Origin of the sequence: Chryseobacterium sp. ZHDP1 (assembly GCF_018603435.1) — a bacterium.
Lineage (GTDB): Bacteria > Bacteroidota > Bacteroidia > Flavobacteriales > Weeksellaceae > Chryseobacterium > Chryseobacterium indicum.
Map to the genome: position 1 here is coordinate 4,308,706 of NZ_CP075682.1, position 21,393 is coordinate 4,330,098.

Annotated in this window: 28 protein-coding genes; 7 read left to right on the forward strand and 21 right to left on the reverse strand. The window is 40.1% G+C overall.

Annotation, left to right across the window (positions count from 1 at the left end; all coding sequences use genetic code 11):
- Positions 1-63 precede the first annotated feature (63 nt).
- On the forward strand, positions 64-948 hold the full coding sequence (locus KKI44_RS19910; RefSeq protein ID WP_034871425.1) for a hypothetical protein: 885 nt from the start codon (positions 64-66) through the stop codon (positions 946-948).
- A 9-nt stretch (positions 949-957) separates the two neighbouring features.
- On the opposite strand, the gene KKI44_RS19915 is transcribed toward KKI44_RS19910, so the two are convergent.
- The 16 genes from KKI44_RS19915 to KKI44_RS19990 form a co-directional block, all read right to left on the reverse strand.
- Entirely contained in the window at positions 958-1,347 is a 390-nt protein-coding gene (locus KKI44_RS19915; RefSeq protein ID WP_034871424.1) for a response regulator transcription factor, read from the reverse strand.
- A 277-nt stretch (positions 1,348-1,624) separates the two neighbouring features.
- Positions 1,625-1,918, reverse strand: a complete 294-nt coding sequence (locus KKI44_RS19920) for a helix-turn-helix domain-containing protein (protein WP_034871423.1) — start codon at positions 1,916-1,918, stop codon at positions 1,625-1,627.
- Positions 1,899-2,210, reverse strand: a complete 312-nt coding sequence (locus KKI44_RS19925; RefSeq protein ID WP_034871538.1) for a helix-turn-helix domain-containing protein — start codon at positions 2,208-2,210, stop codon at positions 1,899-1,901. The genes KKI44_RS19920 and KKI44_RS19925 overlap by 20 nt, the downstream gene beginning before the upstream one ends.
- A 177-nt stretch (positions 2,211-2,387) precedes the next feature.
- Positions 2,388-2,681: a hypothetical protein gene (locus KKI44_RS19930; RefSeq protein WP_019977033.1), complete on the reverse strand. Its 294-nt coding sequence runs from the start codon at positions 2,679-2,681 to the stop codon at positions 2,388-2,390.
- A 108-nt stretch (positions 2,682-2,789) separates the two neighbouring features.
- Positions 2,790-3,239, reverse strand: coding sequence for a DUF3872 domain-containing protein (locus KKI44_RS19935; RefSeq protein ID WP_034871422.1), 450 nt, complete (start codon positions 3,237-3,239; stop codon positions 2,790-2,792).
- Positions 3,240-3,251: 12 nt separating this feature from the next.
- Positions 3,252-3,812, reverse strand: a complete 561-nt coding sequence (locus KKI44_RS19940) for a conjugal transfer protein TraO (protein ID WP_078798986.1) — start codon at positions 3,810-3,812, stop codon at positions 3,252-3,254.
- Positions 3,813-3,832: 20 nt separating this feature from the next.
- On the reverse strand, positions 3,833-4,726 hold the full coding sequence (gene traN / locus KKI44_RS19945) for a conjugative transposon protein TraN (protein WP_034871537.1): 894 nt from the start codon (positions 4,724-4,726) through the stop codon (positions 3,833-3,835).
- Positions 4,727-4,749: 23 nt separating this feature from the next.
- Positions 4,750-6,090 (reverse strand): conjugative transposon protein TraM, encoded by a 1,341-nt coding sequence (traM, locus tag KKI44_RS19950; RefSeq protein ID WP_070562255.1) that lies wholly within the window; start codon positions 6,088-6,090, stop codon positions 4,750-4,752.
- Positions 6,077-6,364, reverse strand: a complete 288-nt coding sequence (locus KKI44_RS19955; RefSeq protein WP_034871420.1) for a hypothetical protein — start codon at positions 6,362-6,364, stop codon at positions 6,077-6,079. The genes traM and KKI44_RS19955 overlap by 14 nt, the downstream gene beginning before the upstream one ends.
- A gap of 17 nt (positions 6,365-6,381) precedes the next feature.
- The gene (locus KKI44_RS19960; RefSeq protein ID WP_034871419.1) at positions 6,382-6,816 is read right to left on the reverse strand and encodes a hypothetical protein; all 435 of its coding nucleotides are present in this window, start codon (positions 6,814-6,816) and stop codon (positions 6,382-6,384) included.
- An 11-nt stretch (positions 6,817-6,827) separates the two neighbouring features.
- Positions 6,828-7,451 carry a conjugative transposon protein TraK gene (gene traK / locus KKI44_RS19965; protein ID WP_026357722.1) on the reverse strand — a complete coding sequence of 208 codons (624 nt, stop codon included), beginning with the start codon at positions 7,449-7,451 and terminating at the stop codon, positions 6,828-6,830.
- A gap of 25 nt (positions 7,452-7,476) precedes the next feature.
- Entirely contained in the window at positions 7,477-8,469 is a 993-nt protein-coding gene (traJ, locus tag KKI44_RS19970) for a conjugative transposon protein TraJ (protein ID WP_160811734.1), read from the reverse strand.
- A 3-nt stretch (positions 8,470-8,472) separates the two neighbouring features.
- Entirely contained in the window at positions 8,473-9,105 is a 633-nt protein-coding gene (locus KKI44_RS19975; protein WP_019977024.1) for a DUF4141 domain-containing protein, read from the reverse strand.
- Positions 9,106-9,133: 28 nt separating this feature from the next.
- Entirely contained in the window at positions 9,134-11,638 is a 2,505-nt protein-coding gene (locus KKI44_RS19980; RefSeq protein ID WP_214588862.1) for a TraG family conjugative transposon ATPase, read from the reverse strand.
- Positions 11,635-11,967 carry a DUF4133 domain-containing protein gene (locus KKI44_RS19985; RefSeq protein WP_034871416.1) on the reverse strand — a complete coding sequence of 111 codons (333 nt, stop codon included), beginning with the start codon at positions 11,965-11,967 and terminating at the stop codon, positions 11,635-11,637. Before KKI44_RS19985 ends, KKI44_RS19980 begins: the two co-directional genes overlap by 4 nt.
- An 11-nt stretch (positions 11,968-11,978) precedes the next feature.
- Positions 11,979-12,284: a DUF4134 domain-containing protein gene (locus KKI44_RS19990; RefSeq protein WP_034871415.1), complete on the reverse strand. Its 306-nt coding sequence runs from the start codon at positions 12,282-12,284 to the stop codon at positions 11,979-11,981.
- A 378-nt stretch (positions 12,285-12,662) separates the two neighbouring features.
- On the opposite strand from KKI44_RS19990, the gene KKI44_RS19995 reads away from it, so the two are divergent.
- From KKI44_RS19995 to merA, 4 genes are read left to right on the forward strand one after another with little or no spacing between them, the layout of a single operon-like run.
- Positions 12,663-13,040: an ArsR/SmtB family transcription factor gene (locus tag KKI44_RS19995; RefSeq protein WP_027375684.1), complete on the forward strand. Its 378-nt coding sequence runs from the start codon at positions 12,663-12,665 to the stop codon at positions 13,038-13,040.
- Positions 13,037-13,642, forward strand: a complete 606-nt coding sequence (gene merTP, locus KKI44_RS20000) for a mercuric transport protein MerTP (RefSeq protein WP_027375685.1) — start codon at positions 13,037-13,039, stop codon at positions 13,640-13,642. The genes KKI44_RS19995 and merTP overlap by 4 nt, the downstream gene beginning before the upstream one ends.
- Before the next feature lie 47 nt (positions 13,643-13,689).
- A complete protein-coding gene (locus tag KKI44_RS20005; protein WP_027375686.1) occupies positions 13,690-14,049 on the forward strand; it encodes a heavy-metal-associated domain-containing protein in 360 nt (119 codons plus the stop codon).
- Complete coding sequence (merA, locus tag KKI44_RS20010; protein ID WP_214588863.1) at positions 14,046-15,698, forward strand: mercury(II) reductase; 1,653 nt, start codon at positions 14,046-14,048, stop codon at positions 15,696-15,698. Before KKI44_RS20005 ends, merA begins: the two co-directional genes overlap by 4 nt.
- A gap of 165 nt (positions 15,699-15,863) precedes the next feature.
- Here merA and KKI44_RS20015 read toward each other — a convergent pair whose 3' ends face one another.
- From KKI44_RS20015 to KKI44_RS20035, 5 genes are read right to left on the reverse strand one after another with little or no spacing between them, the layout of a single operon-like run.
- Positions 15,864-16,697: a hypothetical protein gene (locus tag KKI44_RS20015; RefSeq protein ID WP_034871413.1), complete on the reverse strand. Its 834-nt coding sequence runs from the start codon at positions 16,695-16,697 to the stop codon at positions 15,864-15,866.
- A 30-nt stretch (positions 16,698-16,727) separates the two neighbouring features.
- Entirely contained in the window at positions 16,728-17,363 is a 636-nt protein-coding gene (locus KKI44_RS20020; RefSeq protein WP_059344616.1) for a hypothetical protein, read from the reverse strand.
- Positions 17,364-17,375: 12 nt separating this feature from the next.
- A complete protein-coding gene (locus tag KKI44_RS20025) occupies positions 17,376-17,681 on the reverse strand; it encodes a DUF3408 domain-containing protein (protein ID WP_059344617.1) in 306 nt (101 codons plus the stop codon).
- Complete coding sequence (locus tag KKI44_RS20030; protein ID WP_059344618.1) at positions 17,681-18,085, reverse strand: DUF3408 domain-containing protein; 405 nt, start codon at positions 18,083-18,085, stop codon at positions 17,681-17,683. Before KKI44_RS20030 ends, KKI44_RS20025 begins: the two co-directional genes overlap by 1 nt.
- 12 nt (positions 18,086-18,097) lie before the next feature.
- Positions 18,098-18,865 (reverse strand): ParA family protein, encoded by a 768-nt coding sequence (locus KKI44_RS20035; protein WP_019974889.1) that lies wholly within the window; start codon positions 18,863-18,865, stop codon positions 18,098-18,100.
- 698 nt (positions 18,866-19,563) lie between these two features.
- Here KKI44_RS20035 and mobA point away from each other — a divergent pair.
- Positions 19,564-20,001, forward strand: coding sequence for a conjugal transfer protein MobA (gene mobA, locus KKI44_RS20040; RefSeq protein WP_072938735.1), 438 nt, complete (start codon positions 19,564-19,566; stop codon positions 19,999-20,001).
- 2 nt (positions 20,002-20,003) lie between these two features.
- Complete coding sequence (gene mobB, locus KKI44_RS20045) at positions 20,004-21,293, forward strand: conjugal transfer protein MobB (RefSeq protein ID WP_072938732.1); 1,290 nt, start codon at positions 20,004-20,006, stop codon at positions 21,291-21,293.
- Positions 21,294-21,393: the final 100 nt, after the last annotated feature.

Here is a 21,393-nt window from a genome sequence, read left to right on the forward strand (position 1 = left end):
TCAAAGAATATATTTACAAAAAAAGTATGCACCAAAATGGTGCTTAAAAATTAGTAAAAGCAAATGCTAACCTATAACGAACTTATAGAACTAAGAGACCAATTAGTAAATAGCGAAATTCAGTTGGAACTTGCAAAAGCACAGTATTGGAATGGGTCCAAAGAGGAACAGCGCTCCTGGCATACAAAAGACTGGAAAGAAAGGAGGTCAGAATTTATTAAAGATAAATGCGAAATTTGCAGTAGTACTGATACATTAACTATACAACATAATTCTCATCCAAGAAAATATTCCGATTATTTAAGAGAACTAATAAGAGGATATACTAAAGACTACATAGATAGCAATCAAGAAGTTAGTAAGTCTGATTTTACAGATTATGTGCTAAAAAAATATAATTATGAACCCGTTCCACTTTGTTCAAATTGCAATAACAAAAATCCAAGCGTAAGGGTAAGGAAAACTCCAAAATATCGCTGTGCAGATTGTAAGCATGAATTTGATGAAGCAATTTTCAGAACGGCAAATGAACTCATTTCTATATTTTACGAAAATGAAGATGCTTACGAGGTTCAAGATAAATGTTTTGTTTCAAAGGATAAATGGGCAAATAAGAACAATCTATCTAATATCCGATATTGGTTACAAAGAGAACGTGCTAAAAATAAGGATGCAGAGCAGATTGAGAAAGAAGCTTTTTTACTTCATGTAAATGACTGTATCAAATATCTTTCCTTTGAAGATGCAATAACTGCGTGCAGAAAATGCGCTTATAATCTTGATATCAAAAAGATGGAACTATGTCCTCAATGTAAGCAAAATTATAAAGGACTTCAGTATCCAACCTGTATCGATTGTTTGCCCGAAGAAAAGCGAAAAGCTGCACTAAAAAGTATACAATTCGGAAAAGAATGGCATGAAATGCATAAAGGGTTGGGGATTGACTAAATATAATAATTAATTTTCTACAACTTTTTCAATCGCTTTTTTAAAATCAGCAACATCACTGCCAACCAATAAACAACTCGAAAAACCAATATTTAAAAGAGCCTTGCCAACTTTCTCATCATCAATATCACTATGGGCAATCAATTTAATACGTGGATATTTTTCTCTTAATTCCTGAAGCTGTACCAGCACATCATTATCGTAAAAATCTAAGTCTATGATACAGACTTCTGGAAGTGCTTTTAAAGCGGATAATTGAGTTATTCCATCTTCGACATGCTCCAAGCGGAAGAGTATTTCAAATCCTGAACCAGAGAGGTCATTGCAAATACTATCTAAGATGAGGCTTTTATCATTGATAAATGCCAGAGATTGTTTGGGTCTGTTTATTGTATCCATAATGCCATTTTTTCTTTTTCATGAACCCTACACAAAAAAAGAAAGCGTAGGCAATCACACTTACCGGCATTAAGGCACTGGTACGCCATCCCCCAAATAAGCGGACGCCCACGCCTATGACGTGAGCGTTCTTACTTATCTGTTCCGGGGATTTAAAAATTACCAGTTTCTAATGCGGAACCTAAAGCAAAAACACTTTAAGTATTTTCTATCTTCTACAAAGATACAAAACTCATTTCGATATAGAAATATGCCCTAAACTAAATTTGATCATAGATTATTTGATTTTTTGGCTACAATAGTTTTGCTCCAATACACTCAATAAATCTGTTTCTTTATAAATGATTTTGCCTCCTATTTGAATATACGGCAGAATATTGTCATCACGATATTGTTGCAAAGTACGTTTACTGATGTGTAACAGCTTGCATACATCTTCGCCCGACAGGTATATTTCTCCGTTCATTACGGGGCGGTAGTTTTTTAATATTTCTTCAATACGGCTTCGCAACCGCATTATCATCTCCTGTTGTTCGATGATTTCTTCGGTTTCATTCGTCAGTAAATCCATTGTCATTGGTATTATACGAATGTTTGCCTTTTAGCAAAGCCTGCACATCCGAAAGTTTATAATAATTTTTGCGGTTGAGCTTGGAGTAAGGCAATAAGCCTTTATCCTTATAGGTCTGCAAAGTCCGTTTGGTAATGTTCATCATCAGGCACACTTCCTGGTTATCGAGCCATTTCTCTTCTTTGAAAATCGGGGTATATTTCCGAGTAGCGTTTTCGGTCAGTTCCAAAAGTGCTTTCAGCTCTTTTTTCATTCCATCCAGTAGGGATTTTTGTATTGCGATAACTTCCATATTCTGCTCAATTTTTCTGTGGAAGTCTAATTTATAATGGCTTATTACATAACTGGGAAATGTTGTAGTCATTGGCGTTGAGAGGCAGTGTTTGGCTGTTTTCTTTTGCCGTAAACAAAAAATCGGATAGCCTTTTGGGTTATCCGATTCGTTAATAAGTTTATAGGGAAATTTCTATCAACGTTTGGTAGGCTGTTCAATTTTAACTTCCTGTTGTTTTTTCTCCCTTTCTTTTTTCATCTGTGTATAAGACCAAAGAATAACAACGCCAAGAATAATTAAAGCATAGGCAATCCATTTACCAACACGTTCTATAAAACGGATAAATACAGATGCTTCAAAACTCGAAAAGCCCTCTGCACCCATCGCATTACGTCTGTAAAATTTCCTCCGGCTTATCCAGTAGATAAGACCTATACCGATAACAAGCGGAATAATTCCCATTACCAATTGAGAAGTAACTGCATCCATATTGTCAAAATTATATCAAATAAATTTAAACAAAACATCCTTGGTTGAAAATCAAAAGCAAAAAACCGACCTATAAAGTCGGTTTTGTCGTTGTCAAAGTTGTTGTTCTTAATCACTACTATTGAACTGAAAACTTAATTGCTTTTCATTCCCGAAGCTGTCCGAAATCCAAACCTCAAAAGATTGTGAAACAGCAGATGTTGAAGTGTAGTACAAGCGAAACTGCTCTGTTGGTAATGAATACAAATCGTTCGGGAGGTACGGTGGTTCATCGTAGTATTGCAATGTTCCTGTACCGTCAAACTGAAAATAGCGAAGAAAATACTGAGTGTTCGTGTAGTTTCCTGTTCGATGTATGGTAATGCGGATCTCTACCGTCTGCCCATCGGCAACATCTTTGGGTACCGGCATTACATTTACCTCAAAAGGAAAATCGTTCTGTATTTCGAGTTCATCATCTTTGCTACAAGATACCAAAGAAACCGAAGCTGCGAGAATTGCCAACATTAAGTATATCGGCAATAAGCCTATTCTGAATTTATTGAATATTGCTATCATTGTTTTTACATTTTAAAAGTTAAACCTTAATCCCACACCTGCGGAGGGGCGGAACTGTTTCATATCCGTACCCCATACGACCTTAGTACGTCCTTGCAGAACTAACACAAAACGATCTGACAGGTACGTTTCAAAAGCGAGCCTTCCACCGGCTCCGTAGATGAAGTTGTCTTCATTCAAAACCTTTGCTCCATCATACAACATTGTTTCGCCACGGTTGATTGTTTCATAACCCAGTACGCCTGTTATAGCTGCATTCAGCGTGATGTTTTTACGGGCATCGCCCAAAAGAAAGAAACTATAACCTCCCTCAGCTGTGTAGGTTTCCTGTGGTATGCGAAGATCTTTGTAGTTGTGGTATTGATGGGTATATTCCAACGCCCATAGCTGATAATTGCCGTTTTTGCCGTTTACAGTCATACCAAGGCTGATGTAATAATCGTTGCCGATTTTATCATCGGATAATACACCAACATTTACTTCCAATCCTTTTTGTTTAGGCAACATTCGTTGCGCTTGGCTGGTTGTGATGCCTATCAGTATAAGCATCACAGTATAGATATACTTTTTCATATTATTGCTTTAAAGGTTTATTAAAATTTCAGATGCATATCGTTGATCAATCGGGCTTTTATCAAATCCGAATTTTCTACCTGAAGTGTTTGATGACGACCACCGTTCTTCTCGAAAATCTCAACCAACAGTACCTTATCATCGGCAATAGTGAATTGGTCTAACAGGAAAACATTTTGTTCGGTGGTTTGTCCCGAAATTTCTGTAAGTGGTTTATAGGTACGAAGCGGTATCATCGGGCGTTCCTGTACTACGGTTCGTTTGGCAACCTTTTTATCAACTACCTTGAAATTCACAAAGTCGATATTGAACGGTACATTGCTGCGATTTCTCAATTCCGTATGGAAATAGTATTTACCATTGTGTATGTAAATTCCTTTCAGAATAAACTGAATGCCGAAACTCTTAGCCCCAATATGCTTTACAATGCGTTTGTCCTTTTTGTAAATAGTTTCCAAAAGCAAGCCCGCCAATGAGGGAGAATTGTTGCCCAATTCTTCAAAAAGCACATCGTTACCGTTGGCTTTGTCCACTGCTTTTTGCATTGTCAAAAGGTCATAGCTCAATGCTTCGGGATACCCGCTGTAATACACATTGAAACTGTAAAAACGTCCGTCATTCGTGATAACGGAAAAATTGGTTTCCGCTTCAAAATCCCTTACCGATGCTTTTACACGCAATACATTTTCGGCATCTTCCGCTTTTCCTGCAATTAGGTATTCACTTCCCAAATCCACGTAACGAATGGCAGTCGGGAAAATCAGGTGCGAAGTTTTATCGTAGGTCAATTCCATACGGTACGGTTCTATCTTGCCCAGGGCAAGCGGTGTTCTAATGCTGTCCTGTGCATAAGATTGTACGGCAAAGCCAAGTATGAGGGCAATTGCCCAAAAAGTTTTAAAATGATTTTTCATTGTTTTATTATTTGAATTCAACATTATTTTTTAGATACCAAGAAGACCTGATGTCCTGCTTTCAGTGTTACCTTTGGCGTTCTTACTTTTTTGGCGAAATAGCCCGAAATACCCTGTACTACGCCACGGCTAAGGTCTGCGGCAACTTGCTGTCCGGCATTTTGAGTAAGCATCAAGCTTGTTCCTGATTGTTGGCTCATATTGCCTGCCATTTCTGTAAGGGCATTCATTTCAGGCGAATACGGAACATACAATCCTTGCTGTCCGTCCAAATCGTAAATGGTAATATCCACAGGGATGATGTTGCCCTCCAGTTCTATCGAAGTAATCTTTAGCTGTAATCGCCCTCCCTGAAATTTGGCATTAGCTGTTACAATCGTTCCTTTGGGAATGGTTCGTTGTGGTGTTTGGGCTGGCTCCAATAAACGAAGACGTACACCTGTTTCGCCAACTATTGTTTGTGTTTCGTGTACGCTTGCTTTTATACTGTTTTTCGGTTGTACCACCTGCTCAATGGAACCTGCGGTATAAAAGCCACGATTTTTGGTCTGGCTCCAATCGGCTAAAAATGCACTATCGCTGGGTTCACGGTATAAGGCAGAAACAGTGTTTTTCCTCATAGACGTAAATGCTACAAAATGCTCTTTTTGATTAGTAGTAGCAGTTCCTGAAGCATTGCTGTTATTGACAGGTAGAGCTTCTGAAGTACTCGTACTACCTTGGGGAAGATACTTTGCTGCCATCTGATAGGATTTTTCCATCAGTGCAAGCTGGTCATCTATAGTTGCAGCTTTGGGTACATCTTTTTCAGCCAATTGCTCTTTCAGTTCGTCCAATTGCCTGCGGAGTTCTATTGTTTCCAAATTATCGTCCTGATAAAACGAACCCAATGTACTTTGTGCATTGCGGTAACTGTTTAAGATAGAATTTCCATATCTGCCGGAATTTCTTTCAGAACCATAACGATAGCTTTCCTCTTCTTCAGGTATTTCTTCTTCCATACTCTGGGAGCTGTCTGTATTCCAGTAATCTGAAAGCGTTGTCAGGGCATTTCGTTTTTCTTTATCCTTTTGTTCCAGCATTTCCTGTTCGTATGCCTTTTGCTTGTCCGACTGTAATCCTGCTTCAGTAGCCTGCGGAACTGCATCGTTCAGTCCAAGACTTTCGATTTCGTTCTTATCTTCCGATGGTTTAAATATGAGATACATACAGCCTACAAAGACAATTCCCATCAAGCCGAATATGAGTGGCTTTTTCAGTTTATCGGCTTTGCTCTGCGTACTGTCTTGCAGCACATCAGCGGTTTCTTTCGGATTACCCTCGGTTACCCGAACCACCGTCTTTTTATTTTCATTTTCTTTCATAAATCTTATTTTTAAAAATGGTTGATAATGTGTCCTGTAAGCTTGCAGGGCTTTCTCCTTTTCTGAGTACAGGGTTTTCCATATGCCTGATTTTCATATCGTTTTCAGACTTTCCCGTGTCGTACCAAACTTTGGCAATCACGCCTGCGGTAAGCATCAGATAACCCAAGAAAAAGTATAGGGTATATTTGTGCTGTTTGCGTACAGGCAGTTCACGCCAGCGATCATCCAATTGGTCAAAGTGCCTGTCCATCTTTGCTCTTAATTTTTTCATATTGTAATGATTATCGGTTATCGCATTCGGAACCGTCTGTTTTGGTTAGACAACTGTTCTCTGGGCTTTTCGGAAACTTGTGCAATCGCTTCTTTTCTTGTCGGAACCGAATTTGTAGTGAGATCCGTTAATTTCGATTGCTTCAATAATTGCCCATACTGGTCTATTCTGTCAATATTCATTTTCTGAACATCGAAAAGACCGTCTTTGTACTTTATCCACATATTGCATTCAACCTTTGGCTTATCATCGCCATTCCATTCCAGGTAGGTTTTCAGCATCAGAATGTTTGGCAACATCGGTTTGTCTGTTCCATTATTACAAGCCTCCAAAAATCTGCTGATGCTATCTTTGATTTTGTCGGCATAGGCCGCTTCTGTTTGGAAATAGCCGTCATACCCTTTGTTCGTGAGGGTTTGTGCGAATGTGTCTAAGTCAAGTAACTGTTTCATAACTTCTATTTTTAGCGTTCAATTACTTCAATGTCCCTGTTTTCCGTTACGGCAAACTTTTCGATATTAAAACCTTGTGGGTTATTATCGGAACGGACAGAGTTCACGAGATAGCAGGACGTGATCAGGTTCCGTCTGGTTACATTGCTCGAACGGATGATGAATTGTTTGGCATAGGTTCGCACGGCATACGGATAGGTATCGAAGTTGCAGACAACGCTATCCACCTCAATACGCTGCTGTACGTTTCCTGAAATGATACGGTTATAGTATCCTTTTTCCGAAAGGTCTTTGTAATAATCAAAGGCACTTTTGTCGGCAAGGTTGAACGCCCGTTTCATATTGCTTTCAATGGCATTCTTATCGGGAGCCAATGTGAAGAACAGTTCGTGAAAACGTCTTACGTGTTCCCTCGCTTCAACAGGTCGGTTAATACTTGCATCCTGCGATAAGGCAAGCATTAGCGATTTTCCGTTGTCCAATACATAAACCTTTTGGCGTTGTTCCTCCGCAAAACGGTAGGACTGCCATACGGCATATCCTACCACACTAATGCAGAGAACGGCAAATACGATGGCATAAAGCCTGATCTGTCTGAAGCTGTTTTCAATATTTCTTAGTGTTTTAAATTCCATTTTTTAGATGATTAATTATTTTACATTATTTCATTAGCTGACCACCTATATTACCTGTGGCAGAACCTGCTCCGGCACTTGCTACATTTCCGGCTTTCATTGCTGTCTGATTTACATTTCGTGTAAAGTTTCCTGCACCTCCGGCCTGGATAATCCAACCTGTTACGGTAGGTATCGTAAAGTATCCGATAATGCCGATGATCATAAATATGATGTACACGGTATTACTGGTGTCGGGGATATAACTCGGATCGGCGAGCATCTCAATATCCCGCTCCAATATGAGTGATTGTATCCTTGCAAGCATGGAACTGAACAGATCTGAAACCGGTAGCCAGAGATACACACTGACGTACCTAGTGAGCCACTGTGTGAGCGTACTCTGAAAGCCATCCCATACGGAAATCGCAAAGGCGATTGGTCCGAGTATGGAAAGGACGATCAGAAAAAACGTTCGGATGGTATCTATGACTAATGCGGCTGCCTGAAAGAGTATTTCCAACAGATTGCGAAACCAATCTTTAAGGGCTTTCTCTAGCTGATAAGCGGTTCTGTCCATATACATTCCTGCCATTGTTCCAATGTCGGAAGGCGACCAGCCCAATTCATCCAGTTTTTTATCAAACTCTTCGTCCGATACCATAAAAGCTGTTTCTGGATTTCTGACCATTGCTTCATATTCCAATTGGTCTTTCTGCTGTTGCAATTGGTTCAGGTCGAGTACCTGGTTTTCGAGTATGGCGTGGGTTCCCGTTACCACTGGACTTAGTACCGCATTGATGGTTCCCAATACAATTGTCGGGAAGAACATAATACATAGTCCTAAAGCAAACGGTCGTAGCAATGGGAACATATCTATAGGTTCGGCACGGCTCAGAGCCTGCCAAACCTTTAACGCCACATAGAATAATGCACCCAATCCCGCAAGACCTTTTGCCACTGCTGCCATATCGCCTGCAAGCGGCATCATATCATCGTAGAGCGACCGCAGGACTTCGTGAAGATTATTCCATTCCATAGCTTACCAGTATTTTTGGTTGGAAGTTCCGTAGAGATCAAGTACTCTTTTGGCATCATCTTTCTTTTTCGCTCTCAAATAGCTTACGGAAATGTTCTTGTTGGTGTAATAGCGTACAAGGCTGTGGTATTCCTTGACTTCTTTGTACACACGGTCGATAATGTCCATACGCTCTTTATCGTTCAGCGATAGGCTTGATGAGGTTATGATCTGCTTTAGTTCCTTCAGTAGCTCGGTACTTTCGCCCAGTAATGCCGAATAACCATTGCCAATTGCAGTCAACTCCTGAGCTGTGAAATTGGGATCGTTCATCATCTTGCCGAAATTCTGTACATACATTTCGGATACATCACCTACCAGCAAAACCGTTTGTTGCACTTTACGGGCGTCCTTTACTAAGTTGTTGATGGCTTTCAGTTTGTCGTAATACTCTTTGCCTTGCTTATAGACTTTTTCAACCTCCTTAAAATTCTTAACCACATTACTTACTGTGGAGGATGTTTGTACAATCTCATTGGCGGAGTTGAGAATACCGGATGCAAGATTTGCAGGATCGGTTACTACAAACTGTGCTTTTGCGGAGGGTGTAACGGCAAGCATAATTGCCGTACACACCAGTAACATTACTTTTTTCATTGTTTCTAAATTTTTAAATGATTAATAATTATTGATTTACTTGTTCACGCCTTTGCATAGCGATATGCTTGATGGCGAGTTCGACGTTGCCGTCGAGTTCCGATGCGAGCTGCATCACTTCCATTTTTTCGGTTTCTTCCGTGGTATATGCCAAATACTCTTCAAGACTAACTTCGGTGGCATAGACTGCCGAGTGCGTACCACCTAATCCAATCCACACTTCTTTATAAAGCCGTGACGGATCGTTGTTCATATTGATGGAGAGTACCTGTCCTTTTTCTTTATCGGTAAGCCCGAGCATTGCCTGTATATCATCAAACTTGTTCATATACTTGCGTTGGTCTAAAAGGATTTTACAATCACTGTTGTTAATGATACTTTCCTTAACAATGGGCGACTGGATGATATCATCCACCTCCTGCGTTACCACGATGGCTTCACCGAAAAACTTCCTAACTGTTTTAAACAAATACTTTATATATTCTGCCATACCTTCCTTCGCAATCGCTTTCCACGCTTCTTCAATCAGGATAAGCTTTCGGATACCTTTCAGCCTCCTCATCTTGTTGATAAAGACCTCCATAATGATAATCGTGACGATGGGAAAAAGAATTTTGTGATCCTTGATGGCATCAATTTCAAACACAATAAAGCGTTTGGAAAGCAAGTCTAATTGCTTGTCCGAGTTCAACAGATAATCATACTCTCCACCTTTGTAGTAAGGTTCTAACACATTGAGAAAATTAGCAATGTCAAAGTCTTTTTCACGAACCTGTTTTTCTTCGAGTACCTTGCGGTAATCACCTTGGACATATTCATAAAAACCGTTGAATGATGGGAAAATCCCTTCCGTTTTGATACGCTCAATGTATCCACTCACGGCATTGGAAAGGGCGACCTCTTCAGAACGTGTTGGCGGCTCATCATCACGTTTCCAAAGGGTCAATATCAAAGTCTTGACACTTTCACGTTTCTCGATGTCGAAAACGCCATCATCGGTATAGAAAGGATTAAAGGCAATGGGATTGTCTTCTGTGTACGTGAAATAAACCCCATCTTCGCCTTTGGTTTTTCCTTTAATCAGTTCGCATAATCCCTGATAGGAATTACCTGTATCCACGAGCAATACGTGAGCACCTTGCTCATAGTACTGCCGAACCATGTGATTTGTAAAAAAAGATTTACCACTTCCTGACGGACCAAGTATAAATTTGTTCCGATTTGTGATGATACCACGCTTCATTGGTAAATCCGATATATCCAAGTGGATAGGCTTTCCAGTAAGCCTGACAGCCATCTTAATCCCGAATGGCGAAGGTGAATTATGATAATTCGTTTCTTCGGTAAAGAAGCATAAGGCAGGTTCAATGAACGTGTAAAAACTTTCCTCACTCGGAAAATCGCCTGCATTGCCCGGCATTCCTGCCCAGTACAAAGTAGCTACATCCGTAGTGTTGTGGCGGGGTTTACATTCCATCAATGCCAATGCACCACCACAATCGTTCTTCAACTGTTTCAGTTCCGCTGGATCTTCTGACCAGGCTATGATGTTGAAGTGTGCCCGTATAGATGAAAGACCGAAAGAATGGGCTTCGTTCAGATACCTTTCTATCCACTCCTTGTTGATCTGGTTGGCACGGCTGTACCGAGCCAGCGAGTGCATATTCCTTGCAGACTTCTCAAACTTTTGAAGATTAGCATCGCTGTTGTCTAAAAACAAGTATTGGTTGTAGATATGATTACAGCTTAACAGCAATCCTACGGGTGCGGCAAACGATAAACGACAGTCGCTTCGGTCGGTCGATAACTTTTCAAAACGTGTATCTGCCGATACCGTTCCCGGCAGATCGTCCGTATCGGACAAAGTATGCAATGATAATCTTTTGTTTCCGATACGTACTTCTTCAGACCCCAAACCGATGTCCTGCATCGGAGTTTCGGCTTCCCTCGAAAGGGTAAGGTATTGTTCCAGCAATCCTTGTTTTTCGTCCGTCCCTATGATGTCGTCTTCGGTCAGGCGTTGCAGGCTTATGAAACCGCTATCGTTTACGATACGCTCAAACTGGGCGACTGCCTCCATAAAGCGGTGTATCGTTTCCTTGTTCCTGATTTCCTTGGGTATCAGCGAACCTTTGCAAAGCGAACTGAAGTTGCTTTGCATACGCATTCTTTCCTTGGTAGTTTTGGTCAGGAACAGGTAGCAATAATGGTTCAGGAACGGTCGCTCATTAAAATGGCGCTGGTAGGATTTAGCCAAAAAGCTCTGGTCTTCCTTTGCCAAATCGGGAGCGTAGTTTTCCTTGATGTACCAATCCTGTTTGTGAACGATTGTAAAATCCGGTAAAGTTTTGATAGCCTTATGCCACGCTGCGTGAATGGCTTCATATTCCGCAGAAGCTACCGTAAACAGTTCCGGCAAACGAACGGCAAAGCAAGCAGTTATGTCTGCATCTTTGGAAAGAATGCAGTTGTTTTCTACTGCCAGCAGAGGGAATTTGCTTTCCAATGTAGTGGTCTTAGATACATTTCTCATACAGCACTCTTTTTAGGTGTGAATTTTAAATAGCGCCTTACGGGCTTGCGACAGATGATGTAATGGGGATGCCTTTTTATTGCGCCGATTTTCATCAATCCGTGTTCACCATACTTTTGATTGAGTGAAAAGGTCTGCCATACAATTAGCGAAGCACCACCAATTCCTAAAGACAGACAGATGTAAGAATTAACCCCAGCCATGTAAAGTATCATGACCAGGATCAATGTCCCAAGTAATCCGCCGGCGAAGATGAATAGGTACTGCGCTTTCAGTCCCTTAAATTCTACTGTTCTTCCAATGCCTTTGTTGATGTTGTAATTACTCATAGGGCAAAGGATTAAAGGAAAAATGAACGAAGAATGGTAGCAGCTACAATAAGGAAGATACAGGCACCGAACCACGATGCCGCCGTTTTACTGGTATCGGGATCTCCGCTACTGAACTTGTTGTACACTTTAACACCTCCGATGAGTCCTACTACGGCACCAATAGCATAGATAAGCTGTGTGGCGGGATCGAAATAAGAGGTGACCATTTGGGTAGCTTCTGTGATACCTGCTGTACCATTTCCCTGGGCGAATGCACCGATTCCTGAGAGCATCAATGTAGCTGCCAGCAAAACTTTTTTTCTTTGTTTTTTCATGATTAAACACATTAATTTGTTATTGTATTCCCACTTCTCGCGGGCTTTCTGAACAAAGGTGTTTCAGAAATCAAGGCGTTATAATAAAGTGACAGTCAAAGGAATGATTTGGCAGTGAGTGGCGTTATAGTTGATAATGGAGCATGAAAAAATGCCAAACATTTCGATACAGAATAGCTGATAAAATTTCTCCCTTATGATTTTATAAGTTTTCCATTATCCTAAAAAGACACTGGGTATTTATTTATCCCCTTAACAAAGTCCCAAGAGACCCACCGCTTAAAAAAAAGATTTATTAAAATTATCATTTAAGTATTTGCTTAAATAAGAAAACTATTTGTATTTTTGCTGCGTTATTAAATCCTAAACAAGGAAATTATGGAAAACAATCAATCGTGTATCCGTGTGTTTGCCGACAAGGTTCAAATAGACAATTGTAGAGAAATACTTCAAACCAACGACAAGGCATTCAGTCAACTGAGTGGACTTTTAGCATTGGCAGGAAACGAAGTAAGGTTAAAAATCTTATTTCTCTTAGAAGAAGAAAACGAACTTTGTCCTTGCGACCTTTCAGACATTCTCGGAATGAGCATCCCTGCCGTTTCGCAACACCTCAGAAAACTAAAAGACGGAAACGTCATTGAAGGTAGAAGAGAAGGACAAACCATTTTCTACTCTTTGAAACAGGAGCAACTTACTTTACTTCGTCCATTTTTTAAACACATCATAAACAATTCAAAAAAGGAAACAGTATGAACAAGAAAAACAACAGACTTGTCGGAGCGGGTGTGCTTTCGGCAGTAGCAGCATCACTTTGCTGCATTACACCTGTATTGGCTCTTATTTCAGGAGCTTCAGGAGTGGCATCTACCTTTTCATGGATGGAACCAGCAAGACCTTATCTAATCGGTATCACCGTTTTGGTATTGGGCTTTGCTTGGTATCAGAAACTCAAACCACGAACAGCCGAAGAAATCCAATGTGATTGCGAAGAAGACGAAAAAAAACCCTTTATGCAGACCAAAACATTCTTGGGAATTGTAACCGTGTTTGCAGCCTTGATGCTCGCTTTTCCAAACTATGCACACATTTTCTATCCTTCAAACGACAACAAGGAAGTTGTAATCGTCAATGCTTCTGACATCCAAACGGTAACTTTTGATGTAAAAGGAATGACTTGCAATGGTTGTGCTTCACACGTAGAAAATGATGTGAACAAATTGCCAGGCATTGTTAAGGTAGATGCGATTTATGAAGAAGCGATTGCCAAAGTAGAATTTGACCAAACCAAAGTGAGTATCGCTCAAATTGAAGAAGCCATCAACGGTACAGGTTACAAAGTGGTTGGCAAGAAATAGTATTTTTTTGCCTTTTGTATTTAAGAACTTAATTAAATAATTACACAATGAAAAAGAATTTAATTCTATTGAGTGCTTTGTTCCTAATTGGAATTGCTCAGCTCAATGCACAATGTTGCAAACCGACTGACAATAAAGCACAAACAGCAAATACAACACAGCAAGAAGGTAAGACCCTGCAACTGAAAATCACGGGAATGACTTGTGCAGGTTGTTCCAACCATATTTCAAATGCCCTCAAAGAAGTGGACGGCATTATTGAACACAAAGTGGAATATCCGGGCGATTTGGCAACCATCCAATACGACCCAAAGAAAACAAATCCTGACGCTATCATCAAGGTTATTGAGCAGACAGGCTATAAAGCCGAAATCATTAAGGAAAATCAAAAAGAGAAATCATTATGAACAAAGAAATAATAAAACTAGACATCACAGGTATGACCTGCGACCATTGTGCCACAGGCATTGAAAAACTACTTTCCAAAAACGAAGGTGTAAAAGAAGCAAATGTGAGCTATCCAAAAGCTACTTGTGAATGTTCTTTTGACCCTACCAAAACAAGTAAAGAAGAAATCATCAATACCATTAACGGCACAAAAAACTATCGTGTAAAAAGTGAAATTTCTGAAAATGGAAATAGTAGGAATAATCAATTTGATTTAATAATTATCGGTGGTGGTTCGGCTGCATTTTCGGCAGCTATCAAAGCCGAAAGTTTAGGTTTATCGACCTTAATGGTAAACGGTGGTTTGGACTTTGGCGGTACTTGTGTCAACGTGGGTTGTGTGCCTTCTAAAAATCTTATTCGTGCAGGCGAGTCGGCTTATCACGCTACACATTCCAACTTTGAAGGCATCAAGCCAAAAGGAGTTGATATTGATTTCGCTCAAATCATCAAAGACAAGAAAAAATTAGTAGCCACACTTCAAGAGAAAAAATATATGGATGTGGTAAGCGATTTTGAAAACCTGACTATGCTAAAAGGTTGGGCAAAATTCAAAGACAACAAAACCATTTTGGTTGATGGCAAGGAATACAAAGCCTTCAAATTTTTAATTGCTGTGGGAGCTACGACCAACATTCCGACTATTGAAGGATTGGACAAAATTGACTACTTGACCAACGTTTCCCTTTTCGACTTGGAAGAAAAACCCGAAAGCTTGACCATTATGGGAGCAGGTTACATAGGTTTGGAAATTGCAATGGCGTACAATCGTTTAGGCGTTAAAGTCCGAATCATTGAATTTACCGACCGTGTTCTACGGACACAAACCCCAGACATCAGTGAAGCATTGGAAACCCAAATGCGAAAAGAAGGCATTGAAATCTTACCTAATTTCAGAGCCGTGAAATTCGAGAAACAAGCGAATGAAACCATCATTCACTGTAAATGTCCTGACGGTTCATTTACGCAAATTATAGAAAAAGGTAAGGTAGTAATTGCCACAGGCACAAAAGCCAATACAAGCCAATTAGGGTTAGATAACATTGGTTTGGAACTCACCAAAAGCGGACATATCGCTGTAAATGAAAAAATGGAAACCAATCTACCTAACATTTACGCAGCAGGTGACGTAACCAACACCCCTGCATTTGTTTATACAGCCGCTTTTGAAGGTAAAATTGCCGTTGAAAATGCGTTCTCAGGAACAGATAATAAAGCCGATTATTCTTCTTTACCTTGGGTGGTGTTTACTGACCCACAAATTGCAGGGGCAGGTTTAGATGAAGCACAGGCAGAATCAAAAGGCATTCCGTTTGAAGTGTCAAAATTGGAATTGAAAGACGTACCGAGAGCCATAGCAGCCAACGACACAAGGGGTTTCATCAAACTCATTCGTAACTCGGAAACTGACAAACTTATAGGTGCAAGAGTAGTCGCACCCGAAGGCGGGGAACTTATTCAACTATTAAGTATGGCTATCAAATACGGTATTACAGTAAGGGAATTGGCTGAGAGTTTCTATCCTTATTTGACATTAGGAGAAGGCATAAAATTAGCAGCCATAACATTTGGAAAGGACGTCTCAAAGTTGAGTTGTTGTGCGAGTTGATGAATAGGTTTGTGCTTTTAGCCCCTAATTTCCACCGTTTTCCAAAATTGATAGTGAGAGGAATTACTTGGCAGTGAGTGCCATTTTAATTGGTAGCTATTAGTAAGAAGCACATCGAACAAAATGATGTTCGACGTGCTTCTTACTAATCCTCTTTTAAAGAGGTTACATTTTTCGCCCTTTGCTTCCTTGCTCTTTTTTTGAAAAGGAAACAGACTTGTTTTGGAGTTTTTTCTTGATCGTTTTTTCTTTCAGCACCATCAGATTTTCTGTTATTATTTGTGGTAGGAATGTTTCCTTCCAGGGAATTGTCTTTGCTTCAAAATGAGATTTTAGACCTATACGCTTTAAATCTTCTTTGATATTCCAACCTCCGTTTCGGTTCCAACCAATTGGATCAAGATCTCTTTGAAAAGGAAATTGAACGGCGATAAGGTCTTTTGGAAATACCAGAATACTATCATAATCTAACTCTTGAAATTCGCGTGTTTTAGGGTTGTAGGGAATGATGTAAGCATTCGCTTCCTCGGAGAAATAATGATCTATTTCATCAAAGACAATTCCTTTTGACAAGAAATCATCTTTGGGGCGAAGCATATCCATGCGTATATCAACATAAAATGTATGACCTTGAATGTCGATTGTAGGAAGCATTCCCTTTTGGATTCTATCATTGAATGCCGTTTGATCGACCATTAAGTCGAAGTCTGTTTTGTTTTTCAGTTCTTCGAGACTTAGCTTATACTTTTCTGCCATTCCTGCTGGATCAAGCACAACTAGTTCGGATATCTTTATCAAAGTTTCTTCTCCGTTACTTATAAGGTTCGGAATGTTCTTCTCCTGTAAACTATAGTTAAAAGCGTAGCCATCTACTACATCTCTCATTTCGTAAATTGAAATGGTATTGACTGGATTCTCTTTTTCCCTTAATTCGACCTTATTTATATCGACCAAGAAATCTGTTCCCTCGATATTTATACTAGGCAATTCTCTTTCCATACTTCGTTATTTTAAAAAACAAAGGGAAGCCTATACAAACTCCCCAATATCAAAATCCTCTAAATCATTTTTCCGCAAAATGGAAGAACTGGTTTCCGTTTCAGATGAGAGCGAACTATCCAATAGCTCAGCTATTTTTTGAGAAGCACCCTCTATGGAATTTTCCAGTAGGCTGAATAATTCAGTTCCTTGTATTTTCTGAACTATGGCTATCGCTGTTTCCTTTTGGGCTGGTTCCAATTCTTCTTTTTGGAGCAACACCCCCACGGAGCTTAGTTCTTCAAAGGTAACCCCTTGGGCAAAACCGTCATCACCACCGGATATTCCGTACCTGTTCCATTCTTCTTCCTCTTCTTCCAAATCAGGTATCTTTCTGAAAACTTCGTCCAGCTCTTCCTGCGGAATTTGAATACCTACGTTTTCATTTTCGTCGTATTCAATGTCTAAATTAGCAGGGTTTATCTCCGGTTCCTGAATTTGGCGTTCAGTGGCAGTGTTTGGCACTGAAAGGCGTTCTACGGGTTTTGGTTGGCCCATAATATCGGGCAGGTTCGGATTGATTTTTTCCTGTTTTGGTTTTTGTTCCGACCTTTTTTTAATGACAATCTTGTCCTGTAAAAGCAGGGCGATGACTATCAGCAGGCATATCACAATAATTATTTCCATAACCTCTAATTTTTAAAACAGTCCTTTGTATTTTTCTTTGAACTCCTTTGTAATGGCATCCTCATACACGTTAAAATGATGTTCGAGGATTTTATTGAGATAGGCAAACAAGGGTATCTTATCGTTGCCAATGATTTGAACTATTCGTGTTAGTCGTTCGTGATATTCAGGACTTAGGTATATGCTTTTACTGCCTCTTTTCTGCTCAATATCCATTTGCAGAAATGCCTGTTCATAGCTGTTTTGCGCTTGATCTCTCATTACTTCGGGAATACCATTGTCTGTAACAACATTCCTTTTTTTATTATTTTTCTTCATTATAAAATGGGTTTAAAACGTTCATTGAAATAATCGGTAATATCATCCCCAAATTCTCTGAAGTGATGTTCAAGAATATTATCGATGTACGAGTAGAGTGTTGTTTTTTCTTCCCTCGTTAATTGCACAATGCGGAGCAATCTCTCGTGGTATTCAGGACGTATGTAAACTACCTTACCGTTACGCCCCGATGGAAACCGATTGACCAAAAATGTTTCCTCGTAGTCCGCTTTCTTTGATGAACTGTTACGGGCTTTTTCCCTGGGCTTTGTTTCCTTTGGTACATCCTGCTTTTTGTTATTGCTCGGTGGAGCAACAGGCTCATCGCCGCTTATGACGTTCATAAGGTATTCCTCATCAACATTGGGCTTTTCAAAATCGTTGTTTTTGTTATCTGAAGCCATACTTTACTATTTTTATAGATGAGTGATTTTTAAAAATTCCTCGACAAACAAATCCATTTTAGTTGCTTTCATTAACTGTGGTTCGGCAGGCAGCAAACTTGACCGGAATACATAACTACCTGTATCGTCTGTTTCCTTTCGGAAACGCTTGCTATCCATTATCCTTGTTTCCATTATGGGCAGGTTGAGTTCCTTGATGACACTTTGATACGCATCATACAAACCTGTTTTTTCCCTGCCGTCCACCTGGTTCCAAAACAGCCACATCTCTTGTTCGGGATTGCCCTCGTCCGTTTGGGGAAGTCCGAGAAAGGCTTTGGTAAAGCCCAATGTACTTTCCACTACCAAACGGTCGGCAGTAATGGGCGAAAAGATGAAGTCCATTTTTTTTAAAGTGGTCAAAACGCCTTTAGTATTGGCTGTTCCCGGCAGGTCGAAGAAGATCACATCTGGCACAACCGCCGACTGGCTTCTGTATTCCGATGCTTTCTCCAGAGCCGTTTCAGCTTTACATTTAATAATCGGGTACGCTTTTTTGTTGATTGCTTGAAACTGCTTCATTGCCGCTTTTTTATGGTAGTCGTTCTGCATTATGGTTCTCTTATCCCGTTCACGCATATTGGTCAGGCTGTGTTGCGGAAAGTCGCAGTCCATCACCAGCACATTAAAACCTAAACGGTAGTGAAGCACACTTGCCAGTAAAGTGGTCATTGTAGATTTTCCCACACCGCCTTTTTGGGTGGAGAAGCTGATTTTTAAAGTTTTCTTTGTTGTTTCCATTATTTAAAAATTTATTGTTACACACTTTATTTGTTTGCAGGATTGAATATTGGTTTATCTGATTATTACCTCATTCCTATATTCCTGCATTCCCTTTTGGGTACTTTCCTGCACAGGTATCTGCTTTCATTTTTGCCTTGTAAGGCACATTCTTTAGCAAGTGGCAAAACTTGCAACAGGTAAATTGCTTTACCGCTTTTATGCTTTTACACTTTTATTGTTTTATGCTTTTAAAACCCTATGCTTTTATTCCAAACCGCTTGTTTGCAAACCTGATTTTCTTCTTTGTTTAGATACATTTTTTACTACCTGCACTAAAATTATACGGCAAATAAAGCGATTGATTTGCCCGCTGATTGCGGTGTGGCAGTGTTTGGCGTTCAAAGGCAGTGTTTGGCACTGCTATACAGTACAATGCTTTCGTAAACAGGGCTTTACTTTGTACAATGATTTTTATTAATGGATTTATGCAAAATTCTTTTGACAAATCGGAGGGCAACGGGAACGGCATCGAGCCGTTTTTCCCTGTTACATTTAATCCGTCCCGCAGGGCGGATTTTTGTGTTCGACAGAACACGGCAAGTTGTGTTTTGAGGCACTCGAAACCGAGTTAGTGCCTCAAAACAACTTGCCCTTAGCAGGGGGCAGAAAACGCTCTCCGAAGTCGAGGTTTTGTGTGGATTAAAAATGGATTAGTGATGAATGAGAACAGTAACAAAAAACAGAATAAGGGCGGGCGGACACTGAAAACCGACCCAAGCATCCACCGCCACGTTTTCCGTCTTACAGACGAAGAAAATGCCAAACTTTTATCGCTTTTTGAAGCATCGGGAATGCCCAATAAAGCAAAGTTTATCATTTCCCTGCTGTTCAGTAAGGAAATGAAATCGGTTAAAATTGACAAGGGAACGGTTGATTTTTATATGCGATTGACCTCGTTTCACAGTCAGTTTCGTTCTGTGGGTGTCAATTACAACCAAATTGTAAAGCTTTTATACAAGAATTTTTCCGAGAAAAAAGCCGCAGCATTCCTTTATAAATTAGAAAAACAGACGGCTGAAATGGCGATGCTATGCCAAAAAATCATTCAGATAACCGAAGAATTTGAAGCAAAACATCTAAAAAAACAGTCTTAGAAATGATAGCGAAAATCGGCAGAAGCGGAAATTTATACGGAGCATTAGCATACAATCAGCTCAAAGTGGAGAATGAAAACGGAAAAATTTTGTTTGCCAACAAGATGATTGAAACCGCTAACGGGCATTATTCAGTTGCACAATTAACCCAATCCTTTGCACCTTATCTGATAGCCAACCGCAATACCGAAAAACATACGTTGCATATTTCGCTCAATCCCGACCCGAATGATAAGGTAAACGATGACAGGTACAGGGAAATGGCAGAGCAGTATATGAGGGAAATGGGTTACGGCGAACAGCCATTTGTGGTATTCAAACATACCGATATTGACCGTAGCCATATCCATATCGTTTCAGTTTGCGTGGACGAAGAGGGCAAAAAGATTTCGGACAAGTTCGAGAAAATGCGGTCTATGAATGTGTGCCGTGAACTCGAAAGTAAACACGGGTTGATACCTGCAACTGATAAGGAACACAAGCAGAACGACAAGGTTTTCCGTCCGATAGATTATCGGGCAGGCGATGTGAAAAGTCAGATAGCTTCAGTAGTCCGACACCTGCCGAATTATTATCAATACCAAACTTTGGGAGAATATAACGCTTTGCTTTCCCTATTCAATGTTACTACCGAAAAAGTGGAGGGCGAATTGCAGGGGCAGCTACGGCAGGGTTTATTATACATTCCGTTAAATGACAAAGGAGAAAGAGCCGGACATCCATTCAAGGCTTCGCTTTTCGGAAAAAACGCAGGGCTACCGACTTTGGAATTGCATTTTGCAAAATGCAAAGAGGTTTTAAAAGACCACCCGACAAAACCAACCATTAAAGCTGCCGTTACTATTGCCCTGAAATCAACAAGTAATGAGCAGGCTTTTAAAAAGCAGTTAGCCGAACAGGGTATAAATGTAGTAGTGCGTAGAAATGACACAGGACGTATTTACGGGATAACTTTTATAGACCACAATTCTAAAACGGTTTGGAACGGTTCACGCTTAGCAAAGGAACTTTCTGCCAATACCTTTAATGATTATTGGAACAATAATATCAAATCGGAGATTAAAGAACCTGCCGTACATCCACCAAAAATATCCACATCAAATGATGCAGATCTTCCTGCGGAAGAACCACATCATTTGTTCGACTTCCTGAATACTACTGAAAAACACGAAGACGGTTTGATTGAAGCATTGGGAGGTTTACTGCCCGAAGCACAGGGCGAAGATTACGAGGAACAGGATTTTGCCAACAAAATGAAGAAGAAACGTAAACGCAAAAGAGGTCAGCAATAGTATTCAGCCAAACACAGCCACGCACCGCCATTGACTGCCACATTCTTATAGCCACTATGTAGAGCCTTTAAATTCACGCCCGAACATTAAAAATTAAAAT